Source organism: Sphingomonas sp. (genome assembly GCF_019635455.1).
Lineage (GTDB): Bacteria > Pseudomonadota > Alphaproteobacteria > Sphingomonadales > Sphingomonadaceae > Sphingomonas.
Map to the genome: position 1 here is coordinate 97,659 of NZ_JAHBZJ010000001.1, position 26,636 is coordinate 124,294.

Consider the following 26,636-nt stretch of genomic DNA (forward strand, 5'->3'; position numbering starts at 1 on the left):
CTGCACCGCCCCCGTGTCCCTGGCGACCGCCCCATCGCGGGAGTCGGGGCAAGGGCCGCAGGCAAAGCTTCGCCGCAGGAAAAATTTCGCGGGATGTCCGCGCGCGCGTCTCATCGCGGGGTCCGCACCCACCCGTCGCCATCGCCCGCGTAAACGCGCCGCTGATACGCCTCCCACGCCTCGGCTGCGGCCAGCAGCTGCGCGCGCCGCTTGTGCGCCAGCTTGTCGAGCAGCGCGTTCAACGTCGCGTCGGTCTCGCTCGACTCGGCGAACATCGGCTCGGCGGCCGGCGCCCTCGCCGCCTCATGTGCCGCCGCCTTGCGCTCCGCCACGCACGCCGCCCATTCGCGGCTCAGCAGGGTGCGCAGCAGCGTCTCCGAATAGCGCCGCCGCGTGCCGACCACCTCCCCGCGCATCACGATCGGCTCGTCCCAGCCTTCGACGGCGCGTTCCCACGCGACCTGCTCCAGCATCGGCGTCGATCGCTCCAGCGCCGCCGCCATGTCCCGCGCAAAATCGGTCGATGCGGCGCGCAGCCGATAGACCGACCTGTCCGAAATCTTCACGCGCTCGCACGCCGCCTTCACGGTCCCCGTCTCGGACAGCGCGCGCAGGAACGCCCGCCGCCGCACCGGCGTCCACCCGTCGAACCGCTCGCGTGTCTCCGGCGCCGCGACCGGCCAGGCCACGCTCCCCGCCGCCCCGCGCCGCTCCTCGGGCGGGACCGCGTCCAGCCGATGCTCCGCCACCGCCAGCTCCCACCGCGCCGCAAAGCTCGCCGACCCCGCCCGCCGCCTGTAAGCCCCGGCGACCGACCGCCCCACCGCCGTCGCCGCCAGCCGCACCTGGCCCGTCTGCCGCAGCGCCAGCACAAACGCCGTCTCGGTATCCGCCGACCACCGGATATATCGCTTGTGCATGCCCCGTCCCTCGTCCCGCTTTGGGGAAATCACCTATGCAATATGGGACGTGTAGGAAAGAACATTTTGGGAACAATTGCCAGTCACGCGCCGCCGCGATAGGAACATACAATGAACATGTCGTAATTGTTTCCCATTCCGGCGGTCACCGGTTGTCACCGTCCGCTTGGCGCGGTATCGAAACGAAGTCAGGGAGGTCGAAAATGGCAAGCAATTGTTTTGTTTCGCTATTTTCAGGTGCGGGCGGTCTCGATATCGGTCTGGAAATGGCCGGATGGCTTACCGATTACGCAGCTGACATCGATCCCGTCGCGGTCGCGACCCTCCGGCGTAACGCGGCACATAAGCGGAACGGTCACGCATTCTTCGACGGCGCATTGATCGAGGAAGCGGACGTTCGCTCGCTCGCCGGCGACGACATTCTTTCACGCATCGGCAAATCGCGCGGCAACATTCCGCTGCTCGTCGGCGGCCCGCCCTGCCAGTCATGGAGCAGCGCCGGACATCAAAAGGGGTTCGACGATCCGCGCGGACAGTTGTTCAACGATTTCGTCCGGATCGCGGGCGAACTCGATGTGCGCTGGCTGATGTTTGAGAATGTGCGCGGGCTGCTGACCGCGCGTGGGCCGGACGGACGGCCTGGTTCTGCCCTGGAAGCGATCCGACGGAGCCTTCTCGACGCCGGCTTCCAGACCGAAGTGACGCTCGTGAACTCGGCGGACTATGGCGTCCCTCAGCGGCGCGTGCGGCTCATCGTGTTCGGCTATCGTTCGGGCGATCCCTTCGCATTCCCGGCACCCTCGCACGGCAGGAATCCCGAACCCGGTCTCCAACCCTGGCTCACGCTAGGGGAGGCACTGGCTGAACTTTCGCCGCTTCAGGATGATGAAATCATTCGCCCTTCGGGAAAGCTGGCGGAACAGTTGCGGGGAATCCCGCCCGGTTCCGGGGTGAAGAGCCCGGGCAAGGCGGAATCGACCCGACCCGGCGGTCATTGGGGCTATAAACAGGGCGCGTTCATCGCCGATCCCGCGCTGCCGGCACGGACGGTCACCGCCAATGCGCAACAGGACTGGGTCCGCGACCCTGTCCTGGGGCTGCGGCGCCTCAGCCCGCGCGAGTGCGCTGCCATTCAAACCTTTCCGCTCGACTGGCAGTTTGAGGGGCGTCGGCAGGATCAATACCGCCTGATCGGCAATGCCGTTCCACCGCTTTTGGGCCGTCGGCTCGGCGAAGCGCTGTCGATGCATCAGGTCGGCGCAGGTGCCACCGGCGCGCTGCGGACCGACGCGCTGACACCCCTCTCGGATCAACTCTCTTCGGCGATTCGCTACACCGAACGCGAAGAGGCACGGAACGGCGCATCGCGGCGCGCGGCGCCGAACCGGCGTTTCGCGCGCTCGCAATGGCGCGCGGCCGGCGCTTGACGTTGGCCAGCGCTGCCGACCACGCCGAATTCTGCGCCGAAGCGCGCGGTCATTATCTCGCCGACCGCAACGCGGCGAGCGACGCCGAAGACTGGAAAACCGCGCTCTGGTTTGCACGACGGGCGATCGTCGCGTTTCTGCGCACCTCGAATTTTCTCGGGGACGTATCGGGCGCGCTCGTCCAAAGCGGCATACACACGCTCGCGCTGCGGCACTTTCTTGCCCCACCGATAAGTCAGGACCAATTCCGGCTCATCTGTCCGGGCTGGCCCAAAGGTACGGAGAAAACGGGCAAGGGCCTGAAACCCGCGATTGCTGACGCCGTAGCCGCGATCTTCAACGAACGACGCTCGCGTCGCATGACCCCATGGATCGATCGGGGGCGCCCGCCCGAGTTGCGCGAGCTTTTCGCCACGATCAGCGCGGTCGCACCCCTGATAGCAAGCCAACAGGTTTCGACGACCAGCCGTCAGCGCCTGGCCGCGCTTCAGGAAGGCGCCGTCATCGCGGTGCTCGAAGAGCGGCGCTGGACAAAGCTTCAGAGCGGTATCGTATCGACCGGTGGGCAAATTCCGGCGATGTCCTTCATGCACAAGACCCGGTTCGCCAGCGGCCCGAACGAGGCGCAGGAAGTCGATATCGCTTGCGGCCTTGGCGGTACGGTCGTTCTGGCGATGGAGTGCAAGGTAACCAATGACGAGACCAACTCGGTCAAACGCGTAAATGACGTTCTCAAAAAGGCGGCCGCGTGGAAGCATCACTGGGGAACCTTCGTCAGACCGGCCGCCGTGCTTCAGGGCGTCATCAAATTTCAGGATGTCCAGAGATTGCTTGACGCCGGCGTCGAAGTCTTTTGGGCGCACCGCCTCGACCTGTTCGCGGAGTGGATCGACGACAACACGAACGCCGGTTAGCCCCTCCCCTTCCCCCCGCCCCGATGCCCTGCTATCGCGCGCTCGAATCTTCGCATTCGCAGCACCGCGGCGTCCCGTGCGGCATCCTGCCGCCTCCCCTGGCCGCCCCGGCGCCCACTGATTTGAGGGAAAGGGACCCCATCATGACTGCCATCGGCCAGGACAGCCTCGGAACGCGCGACACGCTCACCGTGGGCGGACAGAGCTACGCCTATTACAGCCTCGAAAAGGCGGCGGCGAAACTCGGCGACGTTTCGCGCCTGCCGTTCAGCATGAAGGTGCTGCTGGAAAACATGCTGCGGTTCGAGGACGGATCGACCGTCACCACCGAGGATGCGCAGGCGATCGTCGACTGGCAGAAGGACGCGCGATCGGACCGCGAGATCCAGTATCGCCCCGCGCGCGTGCTGATGCAGGATTTCACCGGCGTCCCCTGTGTCGTCGATCTGGCGGCGATGCGCGACGCGATCACGAAGCTGGGTGGCGACGCACAGAAGATCAATCCGCAGGTTCCCTGCCACCTGGTCATCGACCATTCGGTCATGGTCGATGAATTCGGCACGCCCAAGGCGTTCGAGGACAATGTCGAGCTGGAATATCAGCGCAACGCCGAACGCTATGAATTCCTGAAATGGGGATCGAAGGCGCTCGACAATTTCAAGGTGGTGCCGCCCGGCACCGGCATCTGCCACCAGGTGAACCTGGAATATATCGCGCAGGCGGTCTGGTCGTCCAGGGCGTCCGACGGCGCGACGATCGCCTATCCCGACACGCTGGTCGGCACCGACAGCCACACCACGATGGTCAACGGCCTGGGCGTGCTGGGCTGGGGCGTCGGCGGGATCGAGGCGGAAGCGGCGATGCTGGGCCAGCCGGTTTCGATGCTGATCCCCGAAGTCGTCGGGTTCAAGCTGACCGGCAAGCTGAACGAGGGGATCACCGCGACCGATCTGGTGCTGACGGTGACCCAGATGCTGCGCGCCAAGGGCGTGGTCGGCCGGTTCGTCGAATTCTATGGCCCCGGCCTGTCGCAGATGACGCTGGCCGATCGCGCGACGATCGCCAACATGGCGCCCGAATATGGCGCGACCTGCGGCTTTTTCGGGATCGACGAGAAGACGCTGGACTATATGCGCCTCACCGGGCGTCCGGAGGAGAATGTCGCGCTGGTCGAGGCCTATGCCAAAGCGCAGGGCATGTGGCGCCACGACGGCATGGCCGACCCGGTGTTCACCGACACGCTGGAACTCGACATGGGAAGCGTGACCGCCAGCCTGGCCGGGCCGAAGCGGCCGCAGGACCGCGTCAGCCTGAACAAGGTGGACGAGGTGTTCAACAGCGACCTGTTCAAGCTGTATGACCGTGAGAACAGCCACCGCGTTCCGGTCGATGGCGCCGGCCATGACATTGGCGACGGCGACGTGGTGATCGCGGCGATCACCTCATGCACCAACACCTCCAACCCGTCGGTGCTGATCGCCGCCGGCCTGGTCGCGAAAAAGGCACGCGAAAAGGGCCTGACGCGCAAGCCGTGGGTCAAGACCAGCCTGGCGCCCGGATCGCAGGTCGTGACCGACTATCTGGTCAAGTCGGGCCTTCAGGACGATCTCGACGCGATCGGGTTCAACCTGGTCGGCTATGGCTGCACCACCTGCATCGGCAATTCGGGGCCGCTGGCGGAGCCGATCAGCAAGGCGATCAACGGCAACGACATCGTCGCCGCGTCGGTCCTTTCGGGCAACCGCAACTTCGAAGGACGCGTGTCGCCGGACGTGCGCGCCAACTTCCTCGCCTCGCCGCCGCTGGTCGTCGCCTATGCGCTGAAGGGGACGGTGACGCAGGACATGGTCGAAACCCCGATCGGCGAAGGCACCGACGGGCCGGTGTACCTCAAGGACATCTGGCCGACGAACCAGGAAGTCGCCGACATGATGGCCGCGAACATCGACGACGAGATGTTCCGCTCGCGCTATTCAAACGTGTTCGAGGGCGACCAGCACTGGTCAGCCATTTCAGTCGAAGGATCAGCGACCTACAACTGGCCGGTGTCGAGCACCTATATCGCCAATCCGCCCTATTTCGACGGGATGACGATGACGCCAGCGCCGGTGAGCGACATCATCGAGGCGAAGCCGCTGGCGATCCTGGGCGATTCGATCACCACCGACCACATCAGCCCGGCCGGCAGCATCAAGGCGGACAGCCCCGCCGGCAGCTGGCTGATGGAGCGCCAGGTGAGCAAGGCGGACTTCAACAGCTATGGCGCGCGTCGCGGCAACGACAATGTCATGGTGCGCGGCACCTTTGCCAATATCCGCATCCGCAACGAGATGGTGCCGGGGGTCGAGGGCGGCATGACCGCCTATGACGGGCAGACCATGCCGATCTACGACGCGGCGATGAAGCACCGCGCCGACGGCACCCCGCTCGTGATTGTCGCGGGCAAGGAATATGGCACCGGATCGTCGCGCGACTGGGCGGCGAAGGGAACCAACCTGCTGGGCGTGCGCGCGGTGATCGTCGAAAGCTTCGAGCGGATCCACCGCTCGAACCTGGTCGGCATGGGCGTGCTTCCGCTCCAGTTCGCGGAGGGCGTCACCCGCCAGACGCTGAAGCTGGACGGCAGCGAGACCTTTACCGTCACCGGGGTCAGCGCGATCCGGCCGCGTCAGGATGTCGAGGTGAAGCTGACCCGCGCCGACGGATCGACCGAGACGTTCATGACCCGCTGCCGGATCGATACCGTCAACGAACTGGATTACTTCCTGAACGGCGGCATCCTGCAATATGTGCTGCGGAAGCTCGCGGCATGAGGTGCGCTGCGGCGCGTGCGGCGATCGGGCCTGGCGGTGCCGGGACCATCGCCGGATGCGCCGCACGCGCGGCAGCCGTCCGGGCGAACCGGGTGGCGCCGCGTCGATAACGGAAAGTCGCTGACATGATCCCAAGACCGATCATCGCCGCCACCGCCGCGATTGCGATTCTGAGCGCCGCGCCGGCGCTGGCCGAGCGCTGGCGCACCGTTCCGGGCGGGGCGAATGCGACGCTGGCGATCGACCTCGACAGCATCGCGCGGGATGGCCGGTGGCGTGTGTTCCATACGCGCACCACAACGCTGGGCGTGCAGACGACGATCTTTGGCATCGTGGCGATGGACTGTAAGGCCGGCATCACCGAACTGCGGGGCCAGGCGGCGGTCGCGGCGGGAAAAGTACTGAAAAAACGTGTTTTTCCGGCCGACAAGCGCCCGCGTCAGAAGATCGCCGATCCGGCGCGCGATGCCGCGTTCCGAATCGTGTGCGGGCAGAAACTGAAGTAACCGCGCCTCAGCCGGGCTGCGCCTGACGCTCTGCGGCGAGCGCGTCGTCCTTCGCATTGGCGCGCTGCGCCGCCTCGCGCCCCTGCACCCGATCGACAAACGCCACGAACACGTCGCGCCTGGGGATCGTCCCGAAGGCGGTTCCCCAGCCAAGATGCGCGCCGACATACAGGTCGGCTGCGGTGAAGTGATCGGCGGCGAGCCAGCCAGCCCCGACCGCGCCGACCGCCGCCTCCAGCACGTCGATCGTGCGATCGTAGCTGCCAAAGCCGAGCATCCCCTGCTTCTGCGGGTCGTCAATACTCCATCCCATCGAGCGGGAGGCCACCGCCTGTTCGAGCGGCCCCGCAGCGAAGAACAGCCAGCGATAATAGGCGCCGCGCCGGTCCAGCGGCGGCGCCAGCCCGGCATCGGGAAAGGCATCGGCCAGATAGGCGCAGATCGCCGCGCATTCGGTGACGACCGTGCCGTCATGGACGATGGCCGGCACCTTCCCCATCGGATTGACGGCGAGAAAGTCGGGACTGCGCGGGCCATAGTCGATCACGACCGTGTCATAGGCGGCGCCGGTCTCCTCCAGCATCCATCGCGCGATGCGCCCCCGCGACATCGGATTGGTATAGAGGGTGAGCGTCATCGCGTTCGTCCTTCCGTCAGGAGATCAGAGGGTCTTGCCGAACAGAGCGAGAAGACGCCCCCACGCCTTTTCGGCCTGAACCTGATTATAGGCCTGGCTGTCGGGCGGACACCATCCGTGCAGCGTGCCGGCATAGACCTCGATCTCGGCGGGCAGGCCGGCGGCGGCAAAGGCGGCGCGTACCGTCTCCTTTTCCTGCGGGTTGCGCTTGTCGTCATTCTCCGCGACCGCGAACAGGAAACTGGCCTTCATCTTCGGGACGAGCAGATGGGGGCTGTCCGGCTTGTCGGTGGCGATGCCGCCGCCGTGGAACGACGCGCCGGCGCGTACCCGGCCCGGAAGCGTCGCGGCGGTCTGCATCGTCATCGGGCCACCCATGCAATAGCCGGTGGTCCCCATGCCGCGTTTCACATCGACCTCGCGCTGCTTGTCGAGCCAGGCGCCGAAGGCCGCGGCGTCGCGCATCACCGCCTCCGGCGGCATCAGCTTGCGCCAACCCATCAGCCGTTCGCGGACCGCCGGCTGGCCGAAATTCTCACCCTCCGCCATGATCGGCGCCTTTGCCGAGCGATAGAATTGGTTGACGGTGAGCACGGCATAGCCCGACTGGGCGAGCCGGTCGGCCATCTTCCGAAAGGCCGGGCGCAGGCCCATGATGTCGGGCCAGACCAGCACCGCCGGATGTCGCCCCGCCGCCGGCGCGACGAAATAGGCGTCGGCGATGCCGTCCGGTGTCGCAATCGTCACGTCGCGGCGCTTGATCGCCTTTGCCTGTGCAGGCGCCGGCAGGAACATCGCCAGCGCCGCAGCGCCGCCCAGTCCGCCGAAATCGCGGCGCGACATCGTGCCGAACGCACGTTCATTATCGGCCTGGGTCAGATCGTCACACATGCAGCTCTCCTCGATCCCCGGCCCGAACGCGAGCCTAGCCTAGGCCGCGCGATACCACCAGACGCCGTCGCGTACCTCACGCACCGCGCGCCCCTCCACCTCCAGCCGGCGCAGATGCGCGAGCGTCTCACCGGTCGCCAGGCCCAGCATGTCGCCCTCGATCTTCCGCCGGAACATCCGGCCGAAGCAATCGATCGCGCGGCGCGGTTCGGCCAGGTGCGCATGGACGATGTCCAGCCGCTTGCGATGTTCGTCGCGCAGCGCGGCCAGGCGGACGTGCAGGCCGGTAAAGGGTTCGCCATGCGCCGGAAGGACCAGAAGGTCGCCGGGCAGCTCCATCAGCCTGTCGATCGAGGCGAACCATTCGCCCAGCGGGTCCGCCTCAGGCTCCGTAACGCCGAGCGAGACGTTCGAGCTGATCCGCGGCAGCACCTGATCGCCGGCGATCAGCAGGCCGTCATGCGCGTTCCACAGACAGGCATGTTCGGGACAATGGCCCGATCCGACCACCACCTGCCACTGCCTGTCCCCGATCGCGATCCGCTCACCATCGACGATACGGCGATAGCCGAGCGGGACCGGTGCGACCATCCGCCGCATCCGCCCGAAACCGCGCGCCGACGCCGCCGCGATCTGATCCGCATCCCAGCCGGCGGCGCGCCAGAGGGCGAGCTGCTCCTCCGGCACGTCGTCCCGTGCATCCGCGACGAGCGCCCGGAGCGTCAGCCACTCGCCGCGCGTCATCCAGAGCGGCACCCGAAACTTGCGACAGAACCAGCCGGCAAGCCCGACATGGTCGGGGTGAAAATGGGTGCAGATCACCCGCACAGGCGATCGCGATACCAGAGGATCGGCGGTGAAGAGTGCGCGCCATTCGGTCACCGCCTCCTCGACGTTCAGGCCGCTGTCCACCAGCGTCACCCCCGCCCCGTCCGCGATCAGCCAGCAATTGATATGGGCGAGCGGCCCGGGCATCGGAATTCGCACCCAATGGACCCCGGGCGCGACGGCGATCGCCGTACCGGGTTCGGGCGTCCGCGCACCGAACGGATAGGTCAAACCGCGATGGCTGGTCGCGACGAAGCTCTCATCCTCAGTCAGCGAAAAGTCGGGTACATAGGTCGGGGCGGTCATGCCCGAAACAGTGACGGCGCGGGTCCCGCTTGTCGAGACGCCGCGCCGTCCGGCACATTCGAAATTCGGGGTCGCTGCCGATCAGCGCTTGAACGGATCGACGAACCCGCCGTCGCTTTCGACGACGCCCGCATCCTCGCGCGATGCCGCCTCACGCTCGGCGCGCAGCTGTTCGAGCAGCGCCTCGCGATCGCCCTCAAGACGGGTATCGACCGGCGCCTCGATGCCGGCGGCCTTCGCCGCCTTGGCCACCGCTGCGTCCAGTTCGCGCTGGGTGGTCAGGCCCAGCGTCACCGGATCCTTGGCAACGATGTTGGCGATGTTCCAGTGGCTGCGATCGCGGATCGCGGCGATGGTGTTGCGGGTGGTGCCGATCAGCTTGCCGATCGCCCCGTCCGAAATTTCCGGGTGGTTGCGGATGATCCACGCGATGCCGTCGGGCTTGTCCTGCCGCTTGCTCACCGGAGTGTAGCGCGGCCCCTTGGTCCGGCGCACCTGCTCGGGCCCCTTGCTCATCTTCATGCGATAGTCGGGGTCCGCCTGACCCTTTTCGATTTCTTCCATCGTCAGCTCGTGCGCGCGGACCGGATCGCGACCGGTCAGCTTGGTCGCGGCGGTGTCGTCGGCGATCGCCTGAACCTCCAGGATGTGGAGACCACAGAATTCGGCGATCTGCTCGAAGCTGAGGGCGGTGTTATCGACCAGCCAGGAAGCGGTCGCGTGCGGCATGAGCGGCTGGGCCACGTCAAAGTCTCCAGAAACAATAAGGGCCGCCCTCACCGGGCGGCCGTAACGCGCCCCGATCTAGGCTTCCGCGCCGCGCGAGGCAAGCCCGGTATCGGGAAAATGCCGCACACCGCTCTTGCGTCGCGGTCATCGCTTCGTCACCTTGGCACGCGAGACTGTGCGCAAGGGAGGCGGACGCGTGGCGACGATCGCGATCTACAGTCTGAAGGGCGGCGTCGGCAAGACGACGCTGGCGGTCAATCTCGCCTGGTGCGCGGCGACGCTGTCATCGCGACAGACGCTGTTGTGGGACCTGGATCCGCAGGCGGCATCGACCTTTCTGCTGGGCGCGGACGCGAAGGCGACCAAGGCCCCGGCGCAGGCGGTGTTCACCCGCGACGTCGCAGCGGCGAAGCTGGCGCGCGCGACGGGGATCGCCCGGCTCGACCTGATCGGCGCGGATGCTTCACTCCGCTCGCTGGACCTGTTGTTCCACGAGCTGGACAAGAAGAAGCGGCTCGCCAAGCTGCTCACCCAGCTGGGCGGCGCCTATGACCAGGTCCTGCTCGATTGTCCGCCGGGGCTGACGGAAACCAGCGAACAGGTGATGCGCGCCGCCGATCTGATCGTCGTGCCGGTCATCCCCTCCCCCCTGTCCGAACGCGCGCTGGCGGAGGTTAAGGCCCATCTGGGCGGCAAGGCCGGGAAACGGCTGATGCCGGTCCATGCCATGGTCGATCGCCGCCGAAAGCTGCATGCCGAGGCGCTGGCCCGGCATCCGGATTGGCCGGTGGTGCCGATGGCGAGCGTGGTCGAGGCAATGGCAACCCGCCGCGCGCCGGTGGGCAGCTACGCACCGCGCAGCGTTGCCGGCCGCGCCTTCGCCGACCTGTGGCGCGCGGTCGAGCACCGGATCGCAGGCGGCTCCGTCAAGGCAGGGGGAACGGCGTGACCCGCCCCACCCCGCGCGCCAGCGAGCTGGACCCCGATCTGGTGTTGCGTGCCTATGCGATGGGCGTATTCCCGATGGCCGAGCATCGCGACGAGGCCAGTGTGTTCTGGGTCGAGCCGCGTCAGCGCGCGATCCTGCCGCTCGATGGGTTTCACCTGTCCCGATCGTTGCGCCGGACGCTGGTGCGCGGACGCTTTCGCATCACCGCCGACGCCGCGTTCGACCAGGTGATCGCGCTGTGCGCCCAAAGCGCCCCGGACCGGCCCGACACCTGGATCAACGCCGCGATCGAGACGGTTTTCATCGAGCTGCACCGGCGCGGTTTCGCCCATTCGGTCGAGGTGTGGGAGGGCGAGCGGCTGGCGGGCGGCCTGTACGGGCTGGCGCTCGGCCGGGCGTTTTTCGGCGAGAGCATGGTGAGCCGGGCGCGCGACGCGTCGAAGGTGGCGATCGCCGCGCTGGCCGCCCGATTGAAGGTCGGTGGATTTACGCTGCTCGACTGCCAGTTCATGACCGATCACCTCGCCTCGCTGGGCGCGGTGGAGGTGCCGCGCGACCGTTACCTGTCGCTCTTGTCGGCCTCGCTCGGCGACGGGGTGGCGGGCCTGGCGACCGGCGCGGCCGGGGTCGATGCCGATTTCGGCGCGCTCGACCGCTTGGGCGAAGCGTCACCCGACGATTCGGAGACGACCTGCCCGCCGGTTTCGGGAAAGGTCATCGCACAGCTTTTGACCCAGACATCGTAGATCGGATGCTGAACGACGTTGAGCGCCGGCTTTTCCTTGAACAGCCAGCCCGAAAAGGCGCGCGTCCATTTGTCGTCCGTACCGCGAATATCCACCTGGACGAACGCGCCGGTCGCCTGATCCCCCTCCCACGGGGCGGTCTTTTCGCATGCGCGCAGGCGGACAATCACGTCGCCGCTGCGCACCGCCTGACCCGGCTTCAGCTTGAATTCGCGGGTTTCGCTGTTGCGTTTGTTGAGCAGGCCCAGCACTGCGACCCGGTCCCTCATCGGCGTGACGCCGGTAGCCGGCGCGGCGGCCAGGCCGGAATCGACGGTCACGATGTCGCCACCTGCGGCCTCACCGCCCTTGGGCGCGACCTCGACCCGGTCGGCGGCGGCGGTCTTGTTCTGTGTGCTGCCACCGATGCCGATGCCGTCGCATGCGGCAAGCGCCAGCGGCGCCAGCAGCAGCGCGGCGGTCCGGGGACGCGACATCAGGCGCCGGGGGTCCAGGCTTCGTAATCGCCGGTCGCGCCGATCCGCGCGCCGCCCTGCTCCAGCGCGCCGGCCGGGCGATAGGCGGCGGCGGTGCCGGTCAGATTGGCGGCGGCCGGCTTTTCCCACGCGCGCACCGGCGGAAGTGCGCGATCCGGGACGTCGTCGATCTGGTGATGGAGCCAGCTCGACCAGTCGGGCGGCACCCGGCTGGCATCGTTCGACCCCTTGTAGATCACCCAGCGACGGGTCATGCCGTGCATGTCCTGCCCGCCTTCATAATAGACGTTGCCGAGCGCATCCTCGCCGACCTTGCCCATGCCGCGCAGGCCAACCCAGGTGCCGAAGGTGGATCCGTTCCACCAGGTGAAGATGTTCGCGAGGATTCCCATGGCCCGCGCTTTACGCGCCACCGCGCCCGCGGGCAACGGCGTTCATCGCTTGATGAACGCCGCGATGCCATCGACCAGCCCGGGCGCCAGCGGACGGCTGGCATCGGCATAGGTGGCAAGGTTCGCGGCGCGATCGTCGCCCTCCACCCGCTTGAGGACGTGATTCATCCCGTCGATCGACAGATAGGTGGCAGCGGGTGCGGCGGCGCGCAGCGCGTCCGCATCCGCCTGCGCCACCTGGATGTCGCGGGTGCCGCGCACGATCATTATCGGCCCCTTATACGCCCGCGCCATCGCCGCCGGATCGTGCCGGAAGACATCGATGAGGTAGATCTGCACCCCCGCAGGAAACATCGGCGCGATGACCGGGGGCAGATCGGCGGCGGGAACGGTCCTTCCCGCCTCCAGCGCGTCGAGCAGTCCGTTCAGCGAATCCAGATAGGGCGCATTTGCGGGGTTCGCGCGGAACTGTTCGCGCATGATCGTGCCGAGCGGCCGGCCGGGACCGGCGACCAGGACCAGCCCACAGACATGCGCCTGCGACCCGACGGCGGCGAGCGCAACCAGCGCGCCCTCGCTATGGCCGACCACCCAGACGCAGGACGCGCCCGTCATCGCCCGTACGCGTTCGATCCAGGCGCCGGTATCGGCCGCGTAACCGGCGATCGTCGCGCTGTTGGGATCCTTCACCGCGGCGCGACTGCCGAACATGCCGCGCTTGTCGATGCGCACGCTGCTGACACCCTTGCCGGCCAGCCCCTCGGCCAGCAGGCGCAGATAGCCCGCCGTGACCCCCATCGGGCTGTTGCCGTCGCGGTCGGTCGGCCCCGAGCCGGGGATGATCACCGCGACCGGCGCGCCCTTTCCCGCGTCGATGAAGGTGCCGGCGAGCGGCCCCTCCGGCCCCGCCGCCTCGATCGGGACGCCGGCCTGCGCACGCGCTGGCGCGGTCAGAATGGGGGCGAAGGGGGAAACGGACAGGGTGGCGACGGCTGCGGCGGCGGTCGCGAGCGAATGACGACTCATAAATTCCTCCTGAATTATGATATCATCATTAAATCAAATTCCGTACCTGGCAAGCGCGATCACCAGCTGACCTTGTCACCCGGCGAAATGCCCAGTTCCGCAGCCTTGCCGCCATTGATCTCCAGCACCGCCGCCACCGGCTCGCCCGAGCGGACCGGATCGGTCGAGAACGGCACGGTATTTTCCGCGATATGCGCGATCGTCCCGTCGGCGCGGATGAAGATGATGTCGAGCGGGCTGGGCGTATCCTTCATCCAGAAACTCGCCTCACGCGGCCCCCCGCCCTCTGCCGGATAGGGGGAGAACAGCATTCCGGCGTCGGCCGGGATGGCGGTACGGAACATCAGACCCTGCTGTTGCTGCGCGGGCGTGCGCGCCACTTCCACCTTGAAGACGTGCTTCGCCGCACCGGTGTCGATCGTCACGACCGCGTTCGCCATCGCCTGCTTCGGCGGCGCGTCGGTGGGAGCGGTGCCGCTACACGAGGGCAGCAGGGCCAGCGCGGCCAGCGCGGCAGGCAAGGCGTGGTCAGTCCGCCTCCACCACGACCGCGAGCGGCCCCTTTTCGCCCGCGACGATACGAGCACGCAGTTGTTGATCGGGTTCGACGTCATAAATCTCCGCCCGGCGCAGGGTTTCCATATGCACGAATATATCGGCGGAATCGCCGTCGCGCACCAGGAACCCATAGCCTTTCAGCCGATTGAACCATTTGACGCTCACCGGTTCGAACGGCCCCGCCGACTCGATCAGTTCCAGCCGGTCCGCACGATCGGCCGAACCGGCCCGCGCGCGCACCGGCTCGACCGCGTCGGTCAGATCGATGGACAGGATCTCGCGCGCCTGAAGTCCCCGGTCGCGCCGCACCGCGACGCATTCGATCCGCGCGCCTTCGGGCAGGCTACGCCGTCCATGGGACTGGAGCACGGAAAAATGGACCAGGATATCGCCTGCATCCGCGTCGTCGGCGACGAGGAAGCCGAAGCCACGGGTCACGTCGAACCATTTCACGACGCCGGCATGCGTTTCGCCCGGATCGACCATGTCGTGGGCGGACGCGTCGGACGACGCTTCGCCAAACCCGCTCGACACCCGCTGAACGTCGGCACGCATTACAAACTTTCCCCCTGACCGCAGACATTAACACAGCATGTCCGAAACCTGCGAATCCTTTGTGGTTAAACTTCATCAAGCAACGATTCGACGCTTTCCCCCGGATCCATGCCGGCGATCCGCCACGCCAGCGCCGGCGCATGACCGGCCCGGACCATCGCCGCGACCTGTTTCGCGATCTGCGCGCGGTCCGGCACCTGGGTGGCGAACGGACCGATCCGCCGCCGGCGCGCAAAGGCGATGGCGGTTTCGGCGGCACGCGCCGCGATCGCCGGGGCGACCGCTTCGGCATCGTCCGCACCGATGCCGGCATGGCGCAGCGCCTGGCCGACCCGGCGCGCGCCAAGGCCACGCCGCGCCATCGACGCCGCCTTTGATTCGGCATAGAGGCGATCGTCGATATAGCCGCGTTCGGCGAAGCGTTCGGCGATCGCGACGGGATCGACGGCATCGCCCTCCCACCCCCGCTCGCGGATTTTCCGCGCCAGATAGGCGGCGAGTTTCCCTTGCGTGGTGGCGAACCGCTCGACATAGCGCAGCGCCAACCGCTCCAGCGCGGCGGCGTCGAGAGGCGGCGGAGGACGGCGATCGCGGCGCATGCGCCTTGTTTGTGCCACACTGCCAACCGAATTTGAACGACAGTGCGTAGCAGTGCCGCCCGCATTTCCGATGTGGGGCCGAACGTCATCGAACGGCGGGCTGCCTGTCACGATCAGGGGCACGGATTGAAATATGGCTTTGAACGTCAAGGATCAGGTCGAAACGAACGGTGCGGCGTTGCAGCCGACGCCGACCGACGACACCCTTCCCCGCCGCTTGGCGGAATTCGCGACGCTGGGCGATGCGCTCGACTATGCGGCGCAGGGCGAGCGCGGCCTGAATTTCCATGACGCGCGCGGCACGCTGACCCGTGCCTATCCCTATCGCGAGATGCGCGCGGACGCGCTGGAACAGGCGTATCGCCTGATCGCGGCGGGCGTGAAGCCCGAGGACCGGATCGCGATGATCGCCGAGACCGGGACCGAATTCGCGGCGCTGTTCTTTGGTGTGATCTATGCCGGCGCGTGGCCGGTTCCGCTACCGCTGCCGACCAGCTTTGGTGGCAGCCAGCATTATATCGACCAGCTTTCGGTGCAACTCGACAGCTGCGACCCCAAGATGCTGTTCTACCCCGCCGAACTGGCGGCGATGGCGGGCGAGGCCGCCCGCATGAAAAATGTCGATGGGATCGACTGGGAGAGCTTTGCGACCCGCGACGCCCCCGAAGCGGCGCTGCCCCAGGCGAGCACCCACGATATCGCCTATCTGCAATATTCAAGCGGATCGACGCGCTTTCCGCACGGCGTCGCGATCACGCACCACGCGCTGCTCAACAACCTGTCGGCGCACAGCCACGGCATGCATCTTCAGGAAGGCGACCGCTGCGTTTCCTGGCTGCCCTGGTATCACGACATGGGGCTGGTCGGCTGCTTCCTGTCGGTCGTCGCGAACCAGGTGTCGACCGATTATCTCAAGACCGAGGATTTCGCCCGCCGCCCCCTGGCCTGGCTCGATCTGATCAGCCGGAACAAGGGGACCACCCTCTCCTATTCGCCCACCTTTGGCTACGACATCTGCGCGCGACGCATGTCGAGCCAGACCAAGGCGTCGGACCGGTTCGACCTGTCGCGCTGGCGCGTGGCGGGCAATGGCGCCGACATGATCCGGCCGGACGTCATGCAATCGTTCGTCGATGCGTTCGCCGATGCCGGGTTCCAGGCGTCGGCCTTCCTGCCGAGCTATGGCCTGGCCGAGGCGACGCTGGCGGTATCGATCATGCCGCCGGGCGAAGGCATCGTCGTCGAACTGGTCGAGGAGACGCAGCTTTCCGGTGGCGATCATGGCGGCGACCGCCCCCAGCGGTTCCGCGCGATCGTGAACTGCGGCAAGCCGGTCAAGGACATGGAGATCGAGATTCGCGAGGAAGACGGCACTCCGCTTCCCGAAAAGGCGATCGGCAAGGTGTGGTGCCGTGGCCCGAGCGTCATGGTCGGCTATTTCCGCGATCCCGAATCGACCGCCGCCTGCATGCAGGACGGCTGGCTCGATACCGGTGATATGGGTTATATCTCAGAAGGTTATATCTATATCGTCGGGCGAGCGAAGGACATGATCATCGTCAATGGCAAGAACCATTGGCCGCAGGACATCGAATGGGCGGTCGAGCAGCTGCCCGGGTTCAAACAGGGCGACATCGCCGCCTTCGCGATCACCACGCCGGGGGGTGAGGAAACCCCCGCCGTGCTGGTTCAGTGCCGCACGAGCGACGATTCCGAACGTCAGAAGCTGCGCGAGGAAATCCGCGAGCGCGTGCGTACCGTGACCGGTATGAATTGCGTCATCGAGTTGATCCCCCCGCGCACGTTGCCCCGGACGAGCTCTGGCAAGCTGAGCCGGGCGAAGGCGCGCAACCTGTATCTCGCGGGCGAGATCAAGCCTTACGACATCGCCGCCTGATCCGTCGCCGCCGGTGCGCCGGCGCGAGGCAAAACGCGAGGCAAAAAATGTCTCCGTTTTCGACGGGGGCCTAACCTCTCGCTAACCTGCCTGCGGCTATACCCGTGGGGTGACGAGCCAGACGACTTCCCAATTCGCGAAGCCGCGCATCGATGTGCGTGCGCTGCTTGGCCTGTACGATCCGGCGGACACCACCGACTGGGGGCCGATCCGCGCCGCCCAGATGAATGCCGGCAGCCAGATGGCGCTCTTCATGCTTGCCGCGAACGTCGTCGGCGCGGCGCTCGTCACCCTCAATTTCGCGCACAAGGTGCCGCTGTGGCAGCTGGCGAGCTGGGGCGCGCTGGTCGCGGCGGTCGGCGTCACCGTCGCATTCCGCCGGCTTGCGGTGCGCCATCGGACCGAGCGGATCGCATCGCTGCGTGACGTGCGCGATACGGTGCTCGACGGGATCGCGCTGGGCGCGGTCTGGTCGATCGCGCCGTTCCTGTTCCTGCCGCTCGCCGACGCCGAAACCGCGCTGGGCCTGTGGATCGTGCTGTCGATCCTGATGGCGGCGTCGGCATTCGCGATGGCGGCGCTGCCGCTCGCGACGATCGGGTTCCTTGCGGTGCTGGGCGGATCGGGTGCCGCGTCGCTGGCGCTGATCGCCGCGCCAGCGCTCGCCGCTGCGTCGCTATTCTTCACGACGCTGCTCATCATCTCCTGTTACGCGCGGGGCAAGGCGCTGGTCGTGATCCGCGCGAACGAGATCGCCCTGGGCGAACGCGACGAGACGGTCAGCCTGCTGCTGCGCGAATTCGAGGACAAATCCGCCGACTGGCTGTGGGAAACCGATGCGCAACGCCGCGTCATCCGCGCCAATCCGCGCTTCGCAGTGTCGCTGGGCGTCGATCCGAAGGCGATCAACGGCATGCCGTTCCTCCAGATTCTGGCCGGCACCGCGTGGGAGAGCGGGAATTTCGCCGACGGTCTGCGCCAGATGGCCGAGCATCTCAAGAAGCGCGAGCCGTTCCGCGACCTGCTGCTGCCGGTCTATATCGACGGCACCGAACGCTGGTGGGAAATGACCGGATCGCCGCGCTTCAACGAGGAGGGCGGCTATATCGGCTTTCGCGGCGTCGGATCGGACGTCACCGAAGCCCGCGAATCGGCCAACCAGATCAGCCGGATGGCGCGCTACGACACGCTGACCGGCCTGCCCAACCGGCTGCTGATCAACGAGACGCTGGGCGTCGCGATGGCGGAGGCCGAGAAATGGGGATCGCGCTGCGCGTTCATGATGATCGACCTCGACCGGTTCAAGGCGGTGAACGACACGCTGGGCCACCCGGTCGGCGATCGCCTGTTGATGCGGGTTTCGGAACGACTGAAGCAGCTGATGAGCGCGCGCGAGATGATCGGGCGGCTTGGCGGCGACGAATTCGCGGTCGTGGTAAGCGATGCGAGCGACACCGCCAGCGTCGAGCAGCTCGCCCACACGATCATCGAGGTGCTGTCCCAGCCCTATGACGTCGATCAGCACACACTGTATATCGGCGCCAGCGTCGGCCTCGCGATCGGGCCGCGCGACGGCCGCACGGCGGAAATGCTGATCCGCTCCGCCGATCTGGCGCTCTATCGTTCGAAGGATGCCGGCGGCGGCGTATATCACGCCTATGAGCCGCAGCTGCACGTCGAGGCCGAGGAACGCCGGGTGCTGGAAATGGCGTTGCGCGCGGCGCTGGAGAATGACGAATTCCACCTGCTCTACCAGCCGGTGGTCCAGGCCGGGACCGGCGCGCTGATGGGGTTCGAGGCGCTGTTGCGCTGGACGCATCCCGAGCTGGGAAATATTTCGCCGGCCAAGTTCGTTCCGCTGGCGGAGGATGCGCGGCTGATCGCGCCGATCGGCGAATGGGTGCTGCGCGCCGCCTGTGTCGAGGCGGCACGCTGGGACGATCCGATCCGCGTTGCGGTGAACGTCAGCCCGGAACAGCTGCACAATCCCGCCTTCGCCTCATTCGTCGCCGCCGCGCTGCGCGATTCGGGGCTGCGGCCCGACCGGCTCGAACTGGAGGTGACCGAAAGCGTCTTCATGCGTGAGGGGACTGCGGCGGTGCAGACGCTGGAGGCGATTCTCGACATGGGCGTGCGCCTGAGCCTGGACGATTTCGGCACCGGCTATTCTTCGCTCGGCTATCTCAGCCGCACGCGATTTTCCTCGATCAAGGTCGATCGCAGCTTCGTCCAGGGCGCGTCGAAAGGCAGCAAGGAAGCGATCGCGATCATCCGCGCCGTCGTCGCGCTGGCCGACAGCCTGGGCATGGCGACCACCGCCGAGGGCGTGGAGACCGAGGACGAGCATCGCATGATTCAGGCGCTGGGCTGCACCAAGGTTCAGGGCTATTATTTCGGGCGTCCGCTTCCCGTGCTGGAGGCGCGCGGCCTTGCCGTTCGCGATTCCCGCGGAAGCACGAGCGTCGCCGCCTGACCGCGATTTGCGCGACCCCGCGATCGGATGCTTGCCCCCGCCCCGCACCGCCGCTAAAGCGCTCCACCGCACAGGGGTGTAGCTCAGCTGGTTAGAGCGTCGGTCTCCAAAACCGAAGGCCCTCGGTTCGAATCCGAGCTCCCCTGCCATCCTTTCGACCCGGGCAAAGGTCTCCCTGCATGTTCCGCGCGCTCTATGACTGGACGCTCAGGCTCGCCGGACACCGCCATGCCGACCGGTACATGGCCGCGGTCTCGTTCGCCGAATCGAGCTTTTTCCCGATCCCGCCCGACGTGATGCTGGTGCCGATGATCCTCGCCCGGCGCGATCAGGCATATCGGATCGCCGCGATCTGCACCCTCGCGTCGGTACTGGGCGGCATGCTGGGCTATGCGATCGGGTACTTCCTGTACGAGAGCGTCGGCCAGTGGCTGATCCACGTCTATGGCATGGGCGACAAGATTGCCGATGCGCGCGCGTGGTTCGCCAAATGGGGCGCGGCGGTGATCCTGATCAAGGGGCTGACCCCGATCCCGTTCAAGCTGGTGACGATCGTCAGCGGGGTGATGGAATTCAACTTCGCGATCTTCGTCGTCACCGCGGCGATCACCCGCGGCGCGCGCTTCTTCCTGGTCGCCTATCTGCTCAAGAAGTTCGGCGAACCGGTGCAGAAGGTGCTGGAGGAGCGGCTGAACCTGATCGGATGGATCGTGCTGGCCGCGCTGATCGGCGGGTTCGCGCTCGTCGCGCTGGTATGAGCGCGGCGGAAACGCGCGCGCTGGTCGAACGCTATTACGATGCGTTCAACGCCGGCGACCGCGACGGCATGCTCGCGTGCCTGACCGACGACGTGGCGCACGATATCAATCAGGGCGAGTGCCAGACCGGCAAGGCGGCGTTCGCCGCGTTCCTGGCGCATATGGACCGGTGCTATCGCGAGCGGCTGGACGACATCGTCGTGATGACCTCGCCCGACGGCGCACATGCCGCCGCGCGCTTTACCGTTCACGGCGATTATCTGGCGACCGACCCCGGCCTGCCGCCGGCGACGGGACAACATTATGTGCTGCCCGCCGGCGCGTTTTTCGAGAGTCGTGACGGGGCGATCGCGCGCGTTGCCGTGCATTACAATCTGGCGGACTGGATACGCCAGGTCGGCGGGTGACGCGCGCATGACGGTCGAGGTTCGCGCGCTCGACGCCGATGAGGTGCAGGCGCGGCTGACCGACCTGGCGCGATTGCGGATCACGGTGTTCCGCGCGTGGCCGTATCTGTACGATGGCGATACCGATTATGAGGCGCGCTACCTTAGCGCCTTCGCCACCGCCCCCGGCGCGACGCTCGTCGCCGCCGTTGCCGGGCGGGAGATTGTGGGAATGGCCACCGCATCGCCGATGGCGGCACAGGAAGCCGCGATCCGCGAACCGGTGGCGGCGCACGGCATCGATCCGGATGTGACCTGGTATTTCGGCGAATCGGTGCTGTTGCCGCGCTGGCATGGACGGGGCGTCGGCCACCGATTCTTCGACCTGCGCGAGGCCGCGGCCCGACGCGCGGGTGCGCGCGCGGCGATGTTCTGCGCGGTGATCCGGGAGGACAAGGACCCCCGCCGCCCGGCCGGTGCGCGCGACCTCCACCCCTTCTGGATCGCGCGCGGCTATGCGCCGGTGCCGGGGCTGGCCTGCCGGATGCGGTGGCGGGAGGTGGGCGAGCGAGACGAATCGGATCATCGGCTGCAATTCTGGCGACGACCGTTCTGAGCATTTCCTGGCGCGGATCGCGTCGCGGCCTCATCTCGATCGGACCGCCACCGAAACTGTCGCAAATTTCCCACGCCTTCGCGGAAACTTACCGCAAGTGCGAAAATATCTGTTGCTTGTCTTCGCAAGGTCATCAATGGACGTGATGCACGCTTTGGCCAACAGCTCTGGCGTGACGCCGGCTTTGCCCGGATTTATTGAAGGAAGACGTGATGAGCATGAAAAAGATTGCGGCTGCGGCTTCCGCCGCGCTGCTGCTTGCCAGCACCGCCGGTGTTGCGCAGGCGAGCTCGGCCCAGTCGCTGAGCCTGTCGAACGCCCGCGTTTCGACGACCTCGACCAAGGATGAAGACGCCATTGGCTCGATGAGCCCGCTGATCATCATCGGCGGCATCATCGGCACGTTGGCGATCCTCGAGATCACCGGCGTGATCGACATCTTCTCCGACAGCCCCTAGGCTTTCGAAACATCGCGATGATGGGGAAATGGCGGCTTTGGCCGCCATTTCTTTTTTGTGCGACGCCCATCCAGTGTGCGGCACGAGGCCGACCCCACGGTCCATCGCATACATGTCTCCCCACGACCCGATCCCCGATATCTTCGGAACCATGCCCGCGCGCGGCCATTGATATGGTGTACGCGCCGGATCGCGAGCCTTTCGATGGCGACCCATTGTCAGGTCCTGACCGAAGCCGCGCGCGGACGCAGGCGATAGAGCCACGTCACACACTCGCTTCATCGGAGGACGACATGCTCAAGAAGATTTTCGCAACCCTGATCGCGACGCTGTCTCTGTTTGGCGCCACCATGGCCCAGGCATCGTCGGCGCAGTCGCTCAGCCTGGCAAACAGCCCGGTGGTCAGCACCCGCGCCGCCACCAGCGGGGGCGAGGGCAGCGATGCCGTGGCCGGAGCCGGCGCCTATGCGCTCGGCGCGATCGTGGCGGGTCTGGCGATCTGGGGCCTGGTCGAGATCATCGACAGCTCCGACAGCCCGTAACCGGTCGCGATCGGAACGATCAGGGCGCTTCCTCACCGGGAAGCGCCCTTTTTCGTCCCTGCTGCGCGCGTGCGCGACCCCCTTGCCCCCCGCCATGCGAGTCGCTAGATACCGGCCCCAATCCGACAGCGTGATGGGTCTTCGCCGGGTCTCTTGAACGAGGGACCGGGCGGCGGAACCTGTCCCGCGAACGGGCAACAATTTTGCGAGGCATCAGGTGGCCAAGACCAGTCCGCTCGAATTCATGCGCCAGGTACAGGCCGAGACCAAGAAGGTCGTGTGGCCGACCCGCCGCGAGACGATCATGACCGCCGTCATGGTGTTCATCATGGCGTCGCTGCTGGGCGTGTTCTTCTTTGGGGTGGATCACGCGTTCGACGCGATCGTCCGCTTCCTGCTCAGCCTCGCAAGCTAACCGCCGGATACGGGAAAACAGACAATGGCGCGCTGGTACATCATTCACGCCTATTCGGGCTTTGAGAACAAGGTGCGGGAGCAGATCCTGGCCGATGCGACGCGGCTGGGCCTCGACGCGCTGGTCGAATCGGTCGAGGTTCCGACCGAGACGGTGACCGAAGTGCGCCGTGGCAAGAAGGTGCAGAGCGAGCGGAAATTCTTTCCCGGCTATGTCCTCGCCAAGCTGAACATGAACGACGACGTCTATCACCTGGTGAAGAACACGCCGAAGGTGACGGGATTCCTGGGCTCATCGGGCAAGCCGCAGCCGATCAGCGAGGCCGAGGCCGCACGCATCCTGAACACCAAGGAAGAGGCGGCCGCCGCGCCCAAGCAGCAGATCAAGGTCGATTACGAGATCGGCGATGCGGTCAAGGTTCTGGAAGGCCCGTTCGCGAGCTTCAACGGCGTGGTCGAGGAACTGGACTTCGACAAGTCGAAGGTGAAGGTTTCGGTGTCCATCTTTGGGCGCGCGACCCCCGTCGAACTGGACTTCGATCAGGTCGAGCGGTCGAAATGATCGACTGACCCGATCGGGTTACGACATAAAACAGGCCGGGGCGGCGACGCTCCGGCCTTTTTCGTTCGGATATGGCGCGTCGATGCGCTCGAAAATCCACCATTGACTCCAAAATCTATATATGTAGATTTTCTGAGATGACCGGTGTCCGCAAACCCTCGAAAAAGATGCGCCAGCTTCTCGACGCGCTGCTGAAGCGGCGAACCGACTGGCAATATGGCTATGACCTGATGAAGCAGACCGGCCTGATGTCCGGAACCATCTACCCGCTGTTGATGCGCATGACCGACCAGGGATTGGTCGAGGCCGAGTGGCACGCGCCCGCGCAGCCCGGTCGCCCTCCGCGACACGCATATCGCCTCACGGCCGCCGGACTGGCGCTGGCACTGGAGATGCCCGGCACCCCCTCCCTGCCCCCATCGAAGGAATCGCTGGCATGAAACGGATGCTCTCCCGCGCGATCATGGCGGTGGCGACATGCTGCATGGATGAAAATCGGCAACCATGGTCGCTGGCAATGCGGGGGGAATTCGAAGAGGCGATTGCAGAAGGAAAGCCGCTGCGTTTCGCGCTCGGCTGTCTGGCGGCGGCATGGCAGGACATGGCCATGCGCGAAACCGGCCGGTTCACCCTGACCGGCTATGCACTGGTGCTCGGCGTGATGCTTCCCATGGCGGCGATCCAGCTGGGATGCGCGCTTTTCGACTTTCCGTACCTGTATCCCGGCCAGTCGGGACTGCGCGGCGCGATGCTGGAAGGGCGGGCGCACGAGCCGCTTTTGCGCGGCGTGTATCAGGCCGCCACGCCGTCCATCCTGTTTCTTCAGCTTCTGCTTGCCGCAGGGCATTTCCGGATTGCCTGGGTCATGCTCGAACGTGACTGGCAACGGGTGGCCCGAATCGGCACGTGGATGGGCGCGGCCACCCTGACGCTGATGCTTTTCATGAGCGTCCTGTTCCTCGATTGCTCGCGCGCGCTTTTTCAGGCGGCGTTGCTGGCGATCGAACTGGCAACGGTGGCGCTGGTCGCGAAACGCCATGCCCAGATGTCTCCGGGCGTCATTCCGGCCGACCGATAATCGACCCCGACAAGCCTGCGGGTGGATGACGCCCGAATTGTGTCCCGAAGACATTCGAACCGCTTCTTACGCCCAGTGAAAGAGGAGAAACGCAATGGTCAGCATCCACCTGTCGATCCGGACATCCTTTGCCCTGATCACCTGTGCGGCGGCAATCGCCACCACCGCGCACGCTCGCACGCCCGCCGACGCGCGCGGGATCGCAGAAACCGCGACGTCGCCCGCACAGACATCGCCCGCGCAATCGCCGTTCCTGGGCGAATGGGAGCTCGATCTGACGCGGATGCCGGGCAATTACGGCCCGCCCCCCAGGAAAGTGACCTACAGCTTTCGCGACATCGGCGAGGGCCAGTGGCGGACGACGATCGAGATCGTGGCGCCTGACGCGTCCGTCAGGAAGGTTTCGATCCGGTATCGCCGCGACGGCCAGCCCGCCCAGAGTCAGGGCGACAATGTCGATGGTGACAGCGCGGCGCTGCTATCGCCGGCTTCGGACGTTCTCGTCATGAGTATCGCGAAGGACGGGCATCTGGGGTCGGTACGCACCTATTCGATTTCCGCCAATGGTGAGGAAATGACCGAATCGGCAGCCTCCGTGGACCAGAACGGCGCGCCATTCGTCCGCGTCTTTCATTTCCGGCGCGTGCGATCGAGCTGACGCGGCCGCTCGGGGGGGCGTCCCGTTCCCGCTCGAATGCCCCTGGCGCACGAACATCTGTCCGCGCTCACTCGATCGGGCGGGCATTGTCCAGCAAGTCGTCCTTGTGGGGTTCGGCGCGCTCTTCCTCGACCAGCTTCTGGATATGGGCGTCGGGCGCGGCGTCCTCGTCGGCGGCGGGAGGAGGGCTGGGCGGGCGCGTGTCGCGGGCCGGCCCGGGGCCGCCGACGCCCTCCAGCGGGAGCGGCGCGCCCTGATCGAAACGGAGGCGGTAGATCGGCTCGGGCAGTGCGAACCCCGCCTGTTCGAGCGCGCGTTTGGCGGCGTCGAGCGCCAGGCTGCGGCCCTTGTAGAAATCGGTCTCGCCCTGATTCACCCAGCCGTAGAAGCGCAGCACGATGTTCGAATCGCCGACATCCCGGATGATCGCGCTCGCCCTGGGCGTGTCGAGGACGAAAGCCAGCGCCCGGATCGCCGCAAGCCCCACCCCCATCGCCGCGACCGGATCGTCATCGGCATCGACGCCCAGATCGAATTCGAACCGGCGTTCGGGATTGCGCGTGTAGTTCAGGATCACCGATTTGAAGACGGTCGAGTTGGGAATGCGCAGGTGATTGCCGTCGAGCGTCATCAGGATCGTCGCCCGGCTGGTGAGGCGAACGACGCGGCCTTCACTCCCCTCGATCACGACATGATCGTTGGCGCGGAACGGCTGACGCAGGCTGAGCATCAGGCTGGACACGTAATTGTCCACCGTGTCGCGGACCGCGAATCCGATCGCGATGCCGATCACTCCCGCCCCGCCCAGCACCGCGCCGAGCAGCGCCGTCGCACCGAGCAGCTGAAGCCCGACGATCATGCCGGTGACGATGAAGACGAAGCGCACCAGCGTCGCGATCAGCTCTGCAAGGAATGGGTTACGGCTGATCCGCCGCCACAGCGCCCCCCACGCGGCGAGCAGGTGGCCCAGCACCCCGATCACCAGCGCGATGGCAAGCGCGACCCCGGCAAGCGGCAATGCGCGCACGATCCCGCGCACATCGTCGCGAAACTGGCTGAGCGCGGGGGTCAGGTTGGTATCGACCTTCAGGTCGCGCTCGATCCCGTTCTGGACCGTGACGACGCCGGCGACGCGGGCGGCGATCGCTTCCGCACGATCGACATCCGCCGCCGTGGGGACGGTGCCGCCGAGGGTGACGACGCCAGCCGACACGCGCACGGTGACGGTACGCAGCGCCTCGATCTCGGCAAAGATGCTGCGGATGCGGGTGCGGATATCCGAATCCGACGACGCCTCGGCGCGGGCGGCGATCGCAGGCTCGGCCTTCGCTTCGGCCGCCGGGGTCGCCGTCGCGCCGGTCAGCGCCGACAGGTCCTGCGCCGATGCCGGTCCCGCGAGCGCGAGAAGCATCGCAACGCACGCGGCCCACAGCCCCGTCAGCGCGGCCCGATCGATCCGAACGCCTTCGAACATCCGGACGACCTATGCCATGATTTGCGCGCGGAACCCAGCGGCAGGCCC

General features: G+C 66.5%; 29 protein-coding genes, 1 tRNA gene and 1 pseudogene. 19 read left to right on the forward strand and 12 right to left on the reverse strand.

What is annotated here, in order from left to right; genetic code table 11:
- Positions 1-110: 110 nt before the first annotated feature.
- Positions 111-920, reverse strand: coding sequence for a hypothetical protein (locus KF783_RS00500; protein ID WP_294075933.1), 810 nt, complete (start codon positions 918-920; stop codon positions 111-113).
- Positions 921-955: 35 nt separating this feature from the next.
- Here KF783_RS00500 and KF783_RS00505 point away from each other — a divergent pair, with 35 nt between their 5' ends.
- The 4 genes from KF783_RS00505 (at position 956) to KF783_RS00520 (ending at position 6,580) form a co-directional block, all read left to right on the forward strand.
- Positions 956-2,347 (forward strand): DNA cytosine methyltransferase, encoded by a 1,392-nt coding sequence (locus KF783_RS00505; RefSeq protein ID WP_294075934.1) that lies wholly within the window; start codon positions 956-958, stop codon positions 2,345-2,347.
- Entirely contained in the window at positions 2,344-3,261 is a 918-nt protein-coding gene (locus tag KF783_RS00510) for a XamI family restriction endonuclease (protein WP_294075935.1), read from the forward strand. The genes KF783_RS00505 and KF783_RS00510 overlap by 4 nt, the downstream gene beginning before the upstream one ends.
- A gap of 143 nt (positions 3,262-3,404) precedes the next feature.
- Entirely contained in the window at positions 3,405-6,074 is a 2,670-nt protein-coding gene (gene acnA / locus KF783_RS00515; protein ID WP_294075936.1) for an aconitate hydratase AcnA, read from the forward strand.
- A gap of 125 nt (positions 6,075-6,199) precedes the next feature.
- On the forward strand, positions 6,200-6,580 hold the full coding sequence (locus KF783_RS00520; protein WP_294075937.1) for a hypothetical protein: 381 nt from the start codon (positions 6,200-6,202) through the stop codon (positions 6,578-6,580).
- Positions 6,581-6,587: 7 nt separating this feature from the next.
- Here KF783_RS00520 and KF783_RS00525 read toward each other — a convergent pair whose 3' ends face one another.
- The 4 genes from KF783_RS00525 to KF783_RS00540 form a co-directional block, all read right to left on the reverse strand.
- Positions 6,588-7,217 (reverse strand): glutathione S-transferase family protein, encoded by a 630-nt coding sequence (locus KF783_RS00525; protein WP_294075938.1) that lies wholly within the window; start codon positions 7,215-7,217, stop codon positions 6,588-6,590.
- Positions 7,218-7,241: 24 nt separating this feature from the next.
- Positions 7,242-8,108, reverse strand: a complete 867-nt coding sequence (locus tag KF783_RS00530; protein WP_294075939.1) for a dienelactone hydrolase family protein — start codon at positions 8,106-8,108, stop codon at positions 7,242-7,244.
- A gap of 39 nt (positions 8,109-8,147) precedes the next feature.
- Positions 8,148-9,242, reverse strand: a complete 1,095-nt coding sequence (locus KF783_RS00535) for an MBL fold metallo-hydrolase (protein WP_294075940.1) — start codon at positions 9,240-9,242, stop codon at positions 8,148-8,150.
- Between the two features lie 81 nt (positions 9,243-9,323).
- Entirely contained in the window at positions 9,324-9,971 is a 648-nt protein-coding gene (locus tag KF783_RS00540) for a DUF1013 domain-containing protein (RefSeq protein ID WP_294076335.1), read from the reverse strand.
- Between the two features lie 196 nt (positions 9,972-10,167).
- On the opposite strand from KF783_RS00540, the gene KF783_RS00545 reads away from it, so the two are divergent.
- Together KF783_RS00545 and aat are read left to right on the forward strand one after the other, a co-directional pair.
- Positions 10,168-10,920 (forward strand): ParA family protein, encoded by a 753-nt coding sequence (locus KF783_RS00545; RefSeq protein ID WP_294075941.1) that lies wholly within the window; start codon positions 10,168-10,170, stop codon positions 10,918-10,920.
- Positions 10,917-11,666, forward strand: coding sequence for a leucyl/phenylalanyl-tRNA--protein transferase (gene aat, locus KF783_RS00550; RefSeq protein WP_294075942.1), 750 nt, complete (start codon positions 10,917-10,919; stop codon positions 11,664-11,666). Before KF783_RS00545 ends, aat begins: the two co-directional genes overlap by 4 nt.
- Positions 11,667-11,701: 35 nt before the next feature.
- Here the strand turns inward: aat and KF783_RS15770 are convergent.
- The 6 genes and pseudogenes from KF783_RS15770 to KF783_RS00580 all read right to left on the reverse strand — a co-directional run.
- Positions 11,702-12,142: pseudogene (locus tag KF783_RS15770) on the reverse strand (DUF2155 domain-containing protein); the annotation flags it as partial.
- Entirely contained in the window at positions 12,142-12,534 is a 393-nt protein-coding gene (locus KF783_RS00560) for an NADH:ubiquinone oxidoreductase subunit NDUFA12 (RefSeq protein WP_294075943.1), read from the reverse strand. The gene KF783_RS00560 and the pseudogene KF783_RS15770, both read right to left, overlap by 1 nt.
- A gap of 42 nt (positions 12,535-12,576) precedes the next feature.
- Positions 12,577-13,560 carry an alpha/beta fold hydrolase gene (locus KF783_RS00565; protein ID WP_294075944.1) on the reverse strand — a complete coding sequence of 328 codons (984 nt, stop codon included), beginning with the start codon at positions 13,558-13,560 and terminating at the stop codon, positions 12,577-12,579.
- 59 nt (positions 13,561-13,619) lie between these two features.
- Positions 13,620-14,081: a DUF192 domain-containing protein gene (locus tag KF783_RS00570; protein WP_294075945.1), complete on the reverse strand. Its 462-nt coding sequence runs from the start codon at positions 14,079-14,081 to the stop codon at positions 13,620-13,622.
- 7 nt (positions 14,082-14,088) lie between these two features.
- Complete coding sequence (locus KF783_RS00575) at positions 14,089-14,604, reverse strand: cold shock protein (protein WP_294076336.1); 516 nt, start codon at positions 14,602-14,604, stop codon at positions 14,089-14,091.
- 134 nt (positions 14,605-14,738) lie between these two features.
- Complete coding sequence (locus KF783_RS00580) at positions 14,739-15,272, reverse strand: RecX family transcriptional regulator (protein ID WP_294075946.1); 534 nt, start codon at positions 15,270-15,272, stop codon at positions 14,739-14,741.
- A gap of 133 nt (positions 15,273-15,405) precedes the next feature.
- On the opposite strand from KF783_RS00580, the gene KF783_RS00585 reads away from it, so the two are divergent.
- From KF783_RS00585 to KF783_RS00645, 13 genes are all read left to right on the forward strand, one after another.
- Positions 15,406-17,169, forward strand: coding sequence for a fatty acyl-AMP ligase (locus KF783_RS00585; RefSeq protein ID WP_294075947.1), 1,764 nt, complete (start codon positions 15,406-15,408; stop codon positions 17,167-17,169).
- Between the two features lie 109 nt (positions 17,170-17,278).
- Entirely contained in the window at positions 17,279-19,642 is a 2,364-nt protein-coding gene (locus KF783_RS00590) for an EAL domain-containing protein (RefSeq protein ID WP_294075948.1), read from the forward strand.
- A 72-nt stretch (positions 19,643-19,714) separates the two neighbouring features.
- Positions 19,715-19,791: transfer RNA gene (locus tag KF783_RS00595), tRNA-Trp, on the forward strand.
- A gap of 30 nt (positions 19,792-19,821) precedes the next feature.
- Positions 19,822-20,400, forward strand: a complete 579-nt coding sequence (locus KF783_RS00600; RefSeq protein WP_294075949.1) for a YqaA family protein — start codon at positions 19,822-19,824, stop codon at positions 20,398-20,400.
- Positions 20,397-20,807, forward strand: coding sequence for a ketosteroid isomerase-related protein (locus tag KF783_RS00605; protein ID WP_294075950.1), 411 nt, complete (start codon positions 20,397-20,399; stop codon positions 20,805-20,807). The genes KF783_RS00600 and KF783_RS00605 overlap by 4 nt, the downstream gene beginning before the upstream one ends.
- Before the next feature lie 7 nt (positions 20,808-20,814).
- Positions 20,815-21,402 (forward strand): GNAT family N-acetyltransferase, encoded by a 588-nt coding sequence (locus KF783_RS00610; protein ID WP_294075951.1) that lies wholly within the window; start codon positions 20,815-20,817, stop codon positions 21,400-21,402.
- 212 nt (positions 21,403-21,614) lie between these two features.
- The gene (locus KF783_RS00615; protein ID WP_294075952.1) at positions 21,615-21,860 is read left to right on the forward strand and encodes a hypothetical protein; all 246 of its coding nucleotides are present in this window, start codon (positions 21,615-21,617) and stop codon (positions 21,858-21,860) included.
- Positions 21,861-22,153: 293 nt separating this feature from the next.
- Complete coding sequence (locus KF783_RS00620) at positions 22,154-22,402, forward strand: hypothetical protein (RefSeq protein ID WP_294075953.1); 249 nt, start codon at positions 22,154-22,156, stop codon at positions 22,400-22,402.
- 217 nt (positions 22,403-22,619) lie between these two features.
- Positions 22,620-22,817, forward strand: coding sequence for a preprotein translocase subunit SecE (gene secE, locus KF783_RS00625; RefSeq protein WP_294075954.1), 198 nt, complete (start codon positions 22,620-22,622; stop codon positions 22,815-22,817).
- Between the two features lie 24 nt (positions 22,818-22,841).
- The gene (gene nusG, locus KF783_RS00630) at positions 22,842-23,378 is read left to right on the forward strand and encodes a transcription termination/antitermination protein NusG (RefSeq protein ID WP_294075955.1); all 537 of its coding nucleotides are present in this window, start codon (positions 22,842-22,844) and stop codon (positions 23,376-23,378) included.
- A 137-nt stretch (positions 23,379-23,515) separates the two neighbouring features.
- Positions 23,516-23,818, forward strand: coding sequence for a PadR family transcriptional regulator (locus tag KF783_RS00635; protein ID WP_366511676.1), 303 nt, complete (start codon positions 23,516-23,518; stop codon positions 23,816-23,818).
- The gene (locus KF783_RS00640; protein WP_294075956.1) at positions 23,815-24,456 is read left to right on the forward strand and encodes a hypothetical protein; all 642 of its coding nucleotides are present in this window, start codon (positions 23,815-23,817) and stop codon (positions 24,454-24,456) included. The genes KF783_RS00635 and KF783_RS00640 overlap by 4 nt, the downstream gene beginning before the upstream one ends.
- A gap of 94 nt (positions 24,457-24,550) precedes the next feature.
- Positions 24,551-25,114, forward strand: a complete 564-nt coding sequence (locus tag KF783_RS00645; RefSeq protein WP_294075957.1) for a hypothetical protein — start codon at positions 24,551-24,553, stop codon at positions 25,112-25,114.
- A 67-nt stretch (positions 25,115-25,181) separates the two neighbouring features.
- Here the strand turns inward: KF783_RS00645 and KF783_RS00650 are convergent, their stop codons facing one another.
- Positions 25,182-26,588, reverse strand: coding sequence for a mechanosensitive ion channel family protein (locus KF783_RS00650; protein WP_294075958.1), 1,407 nt, complete (start codon positions 26,586-26,588; stop codon positions 25,182-25,184).
- Between the last annotated feature and the right edge of the window lie 48 nt (positions 26,589-26,636).

Excerpts from the sequence above, each read along its gene's own strand:
- KF783_RS00500 (WP_294075933.1), bottom strand. The coding sequence starts at position 920 with ATGCACAAGCGATATATCCGGTGGTCGGCGGATACCGAGACGGCGTTT.
- KF783_RS00505 (WP_294075934.1), top strand. The coding sequence starts at position 956 with ATGCAATATGGGACGTGTAGGAAAGAACATTTTGGGAACAATTGCCAG.
- acnA (WP_294075936.1), top strand. The coding sequence starts at position 3,405 with ATGACTGCCATCGGCCAGGACAGCCTCGGAACGCGCGACACGCTCACC.
- KF783_RS00520 (WP_294075937.1), top strand. The coding sequence starts at position 6,200 with ATGATCCCAAGACCGATCATCGCCGCCACCGCCGCGATTGCGATTCTG.
- KF783_RS00525 (WP_294075938.1), bottom strand. The coding sequence starts at position 7,217 with ATGACGCTCACCCTCTATACCAATCCGATGTCGCGGGGGCGCATCGCG.
- KF783_RS00530 (WP_294075939.1), bottom strand. The coding sequence starts at position 8,108 with ATGTGTGACGATCTGACCCAGGCCGATAATGAACGTGCGTTCGGCACG.
- KF783_RS00535 (WP_294075940.1), bottom strand. The coding sequence starts at position 9,242 with ATGACCGCCCCGACCTATGTACCCGACTTTTCGCTGACTGAGGATGAG.
- KF783_RS00540 (WP_294076335.1), bottom strand. The coding sequence starts at position 9,971 with ATGCCGCACGCGACCGCTTCCTGGCTGGTCGATAACACCGCCCTCAGC.
- KF783_RS00560 (WP_294075943.1), bottom strand. The coding sequence starts at position 12,534 with ATGGGAATCCTCGCGAACATCTTCACCTGGTGGAACGGATCCACCTTC.
- KF783_RS00565 (WP_294075944.1), bottom strand. The coding sequence starts at position 13,560 with ATGAGTCGTCATTCGCTCGCGACCGCCGCCGCAGCCGTCGCCACCCTG.
- KF783_RS00575 (WP_294076336.1), bottom strand. The coding sequence starts at position 14,604 with ATGGTCGATCCGGGCGAAACGCATGCCGGCGTCGTGAAATGGTTCGAC.
- KF783_RS00580 (WP_294075946.1), bottom strand. The coding sequence starts at position 15,272 with ATGCGCCGCGATCGCCGTCCTCCGCCGCCTCTCGACGCCGCCGCGCTG.
- KF783_RS00585 (WP_294075947.1), top strand. The coding sequence starts at position 15,406 with ATGGCTTTGAACGTCAAGGATCAGGTCGAAACGAACGGTGCGGCGTTG.
- KF783_RS00600 (WP_294075949.1), top strand. The coding sequence starts at position 19,822 with ATGTTCCGCGCGCTCTATGACTGGACGCTCAGGCTCGCCGGACACCGC.
- KF783_RS00605 (WP_294075950.1), top strand. The coding sequence starts at position 20,397 with ATGAGCGCGGCGGAAACGCGCGCGCTGGTCGAACGCTATTACGATGCG.
- KF783_RS00610 (WP_294075951.1), top strand. The coding sequence starts at position 20,815 with ATGACGGTCGAGGTTCGCGCGCTCGACGCCGATGAGGTGCAGGCGCGG.
- KF783_RS00615 (WP_294075952.1), top strand. The coding sequence starts at position 21,615 with ATGAGCATGAAAAAGATTGCGGCTGCGGCTTCCGCCGCGCTGCTGCTT.
- KF783_RS00620 (WP_294075953.1), top strand. The coding sequence starts at position 22,154 with ATGCTCAAGAAGATTTTCGCAACCCTGATCGCGACGCTGTCTCTGTTT.
- nusG (WP_294075955.1), top strand. The coding sequence starts at position 22,842 with ATGGCGCGCTGGTACATCATTCACGCCTATTCGGGCTTTGAGAACAAG.
- KF783_RS00635 (WP_366511676.1), top strand. The coding sequence starts at position 23,516 with ATGACCGGTGTCCGCAAACCCTCGAAAAAGATGCGCCAGCTTCTCGAC.
- KF783_RS00640 (WP_294075956.1), top strand. The coding sequence starts at position 23,815 with ATGAAACGGATGCTCTCCCGCGCGATCATGGCGGTGGCGACATGCTGC.
- KF783_RS00645 (WP_294075957.1), top strand. The coding sequence starts at position 24,551 with ATGGTCAGCATCCACCTGTCGATCCGGACATCCTTTGCCCTGATCACC.
- KF783_RS00650 (WP_294075958.1), bottom strand. The coding sequence starts at position 26,588 with ATGTTCGAAGGCGTTCGGATCGATCGGGCCGCGCTGACGGGGCTGTGG.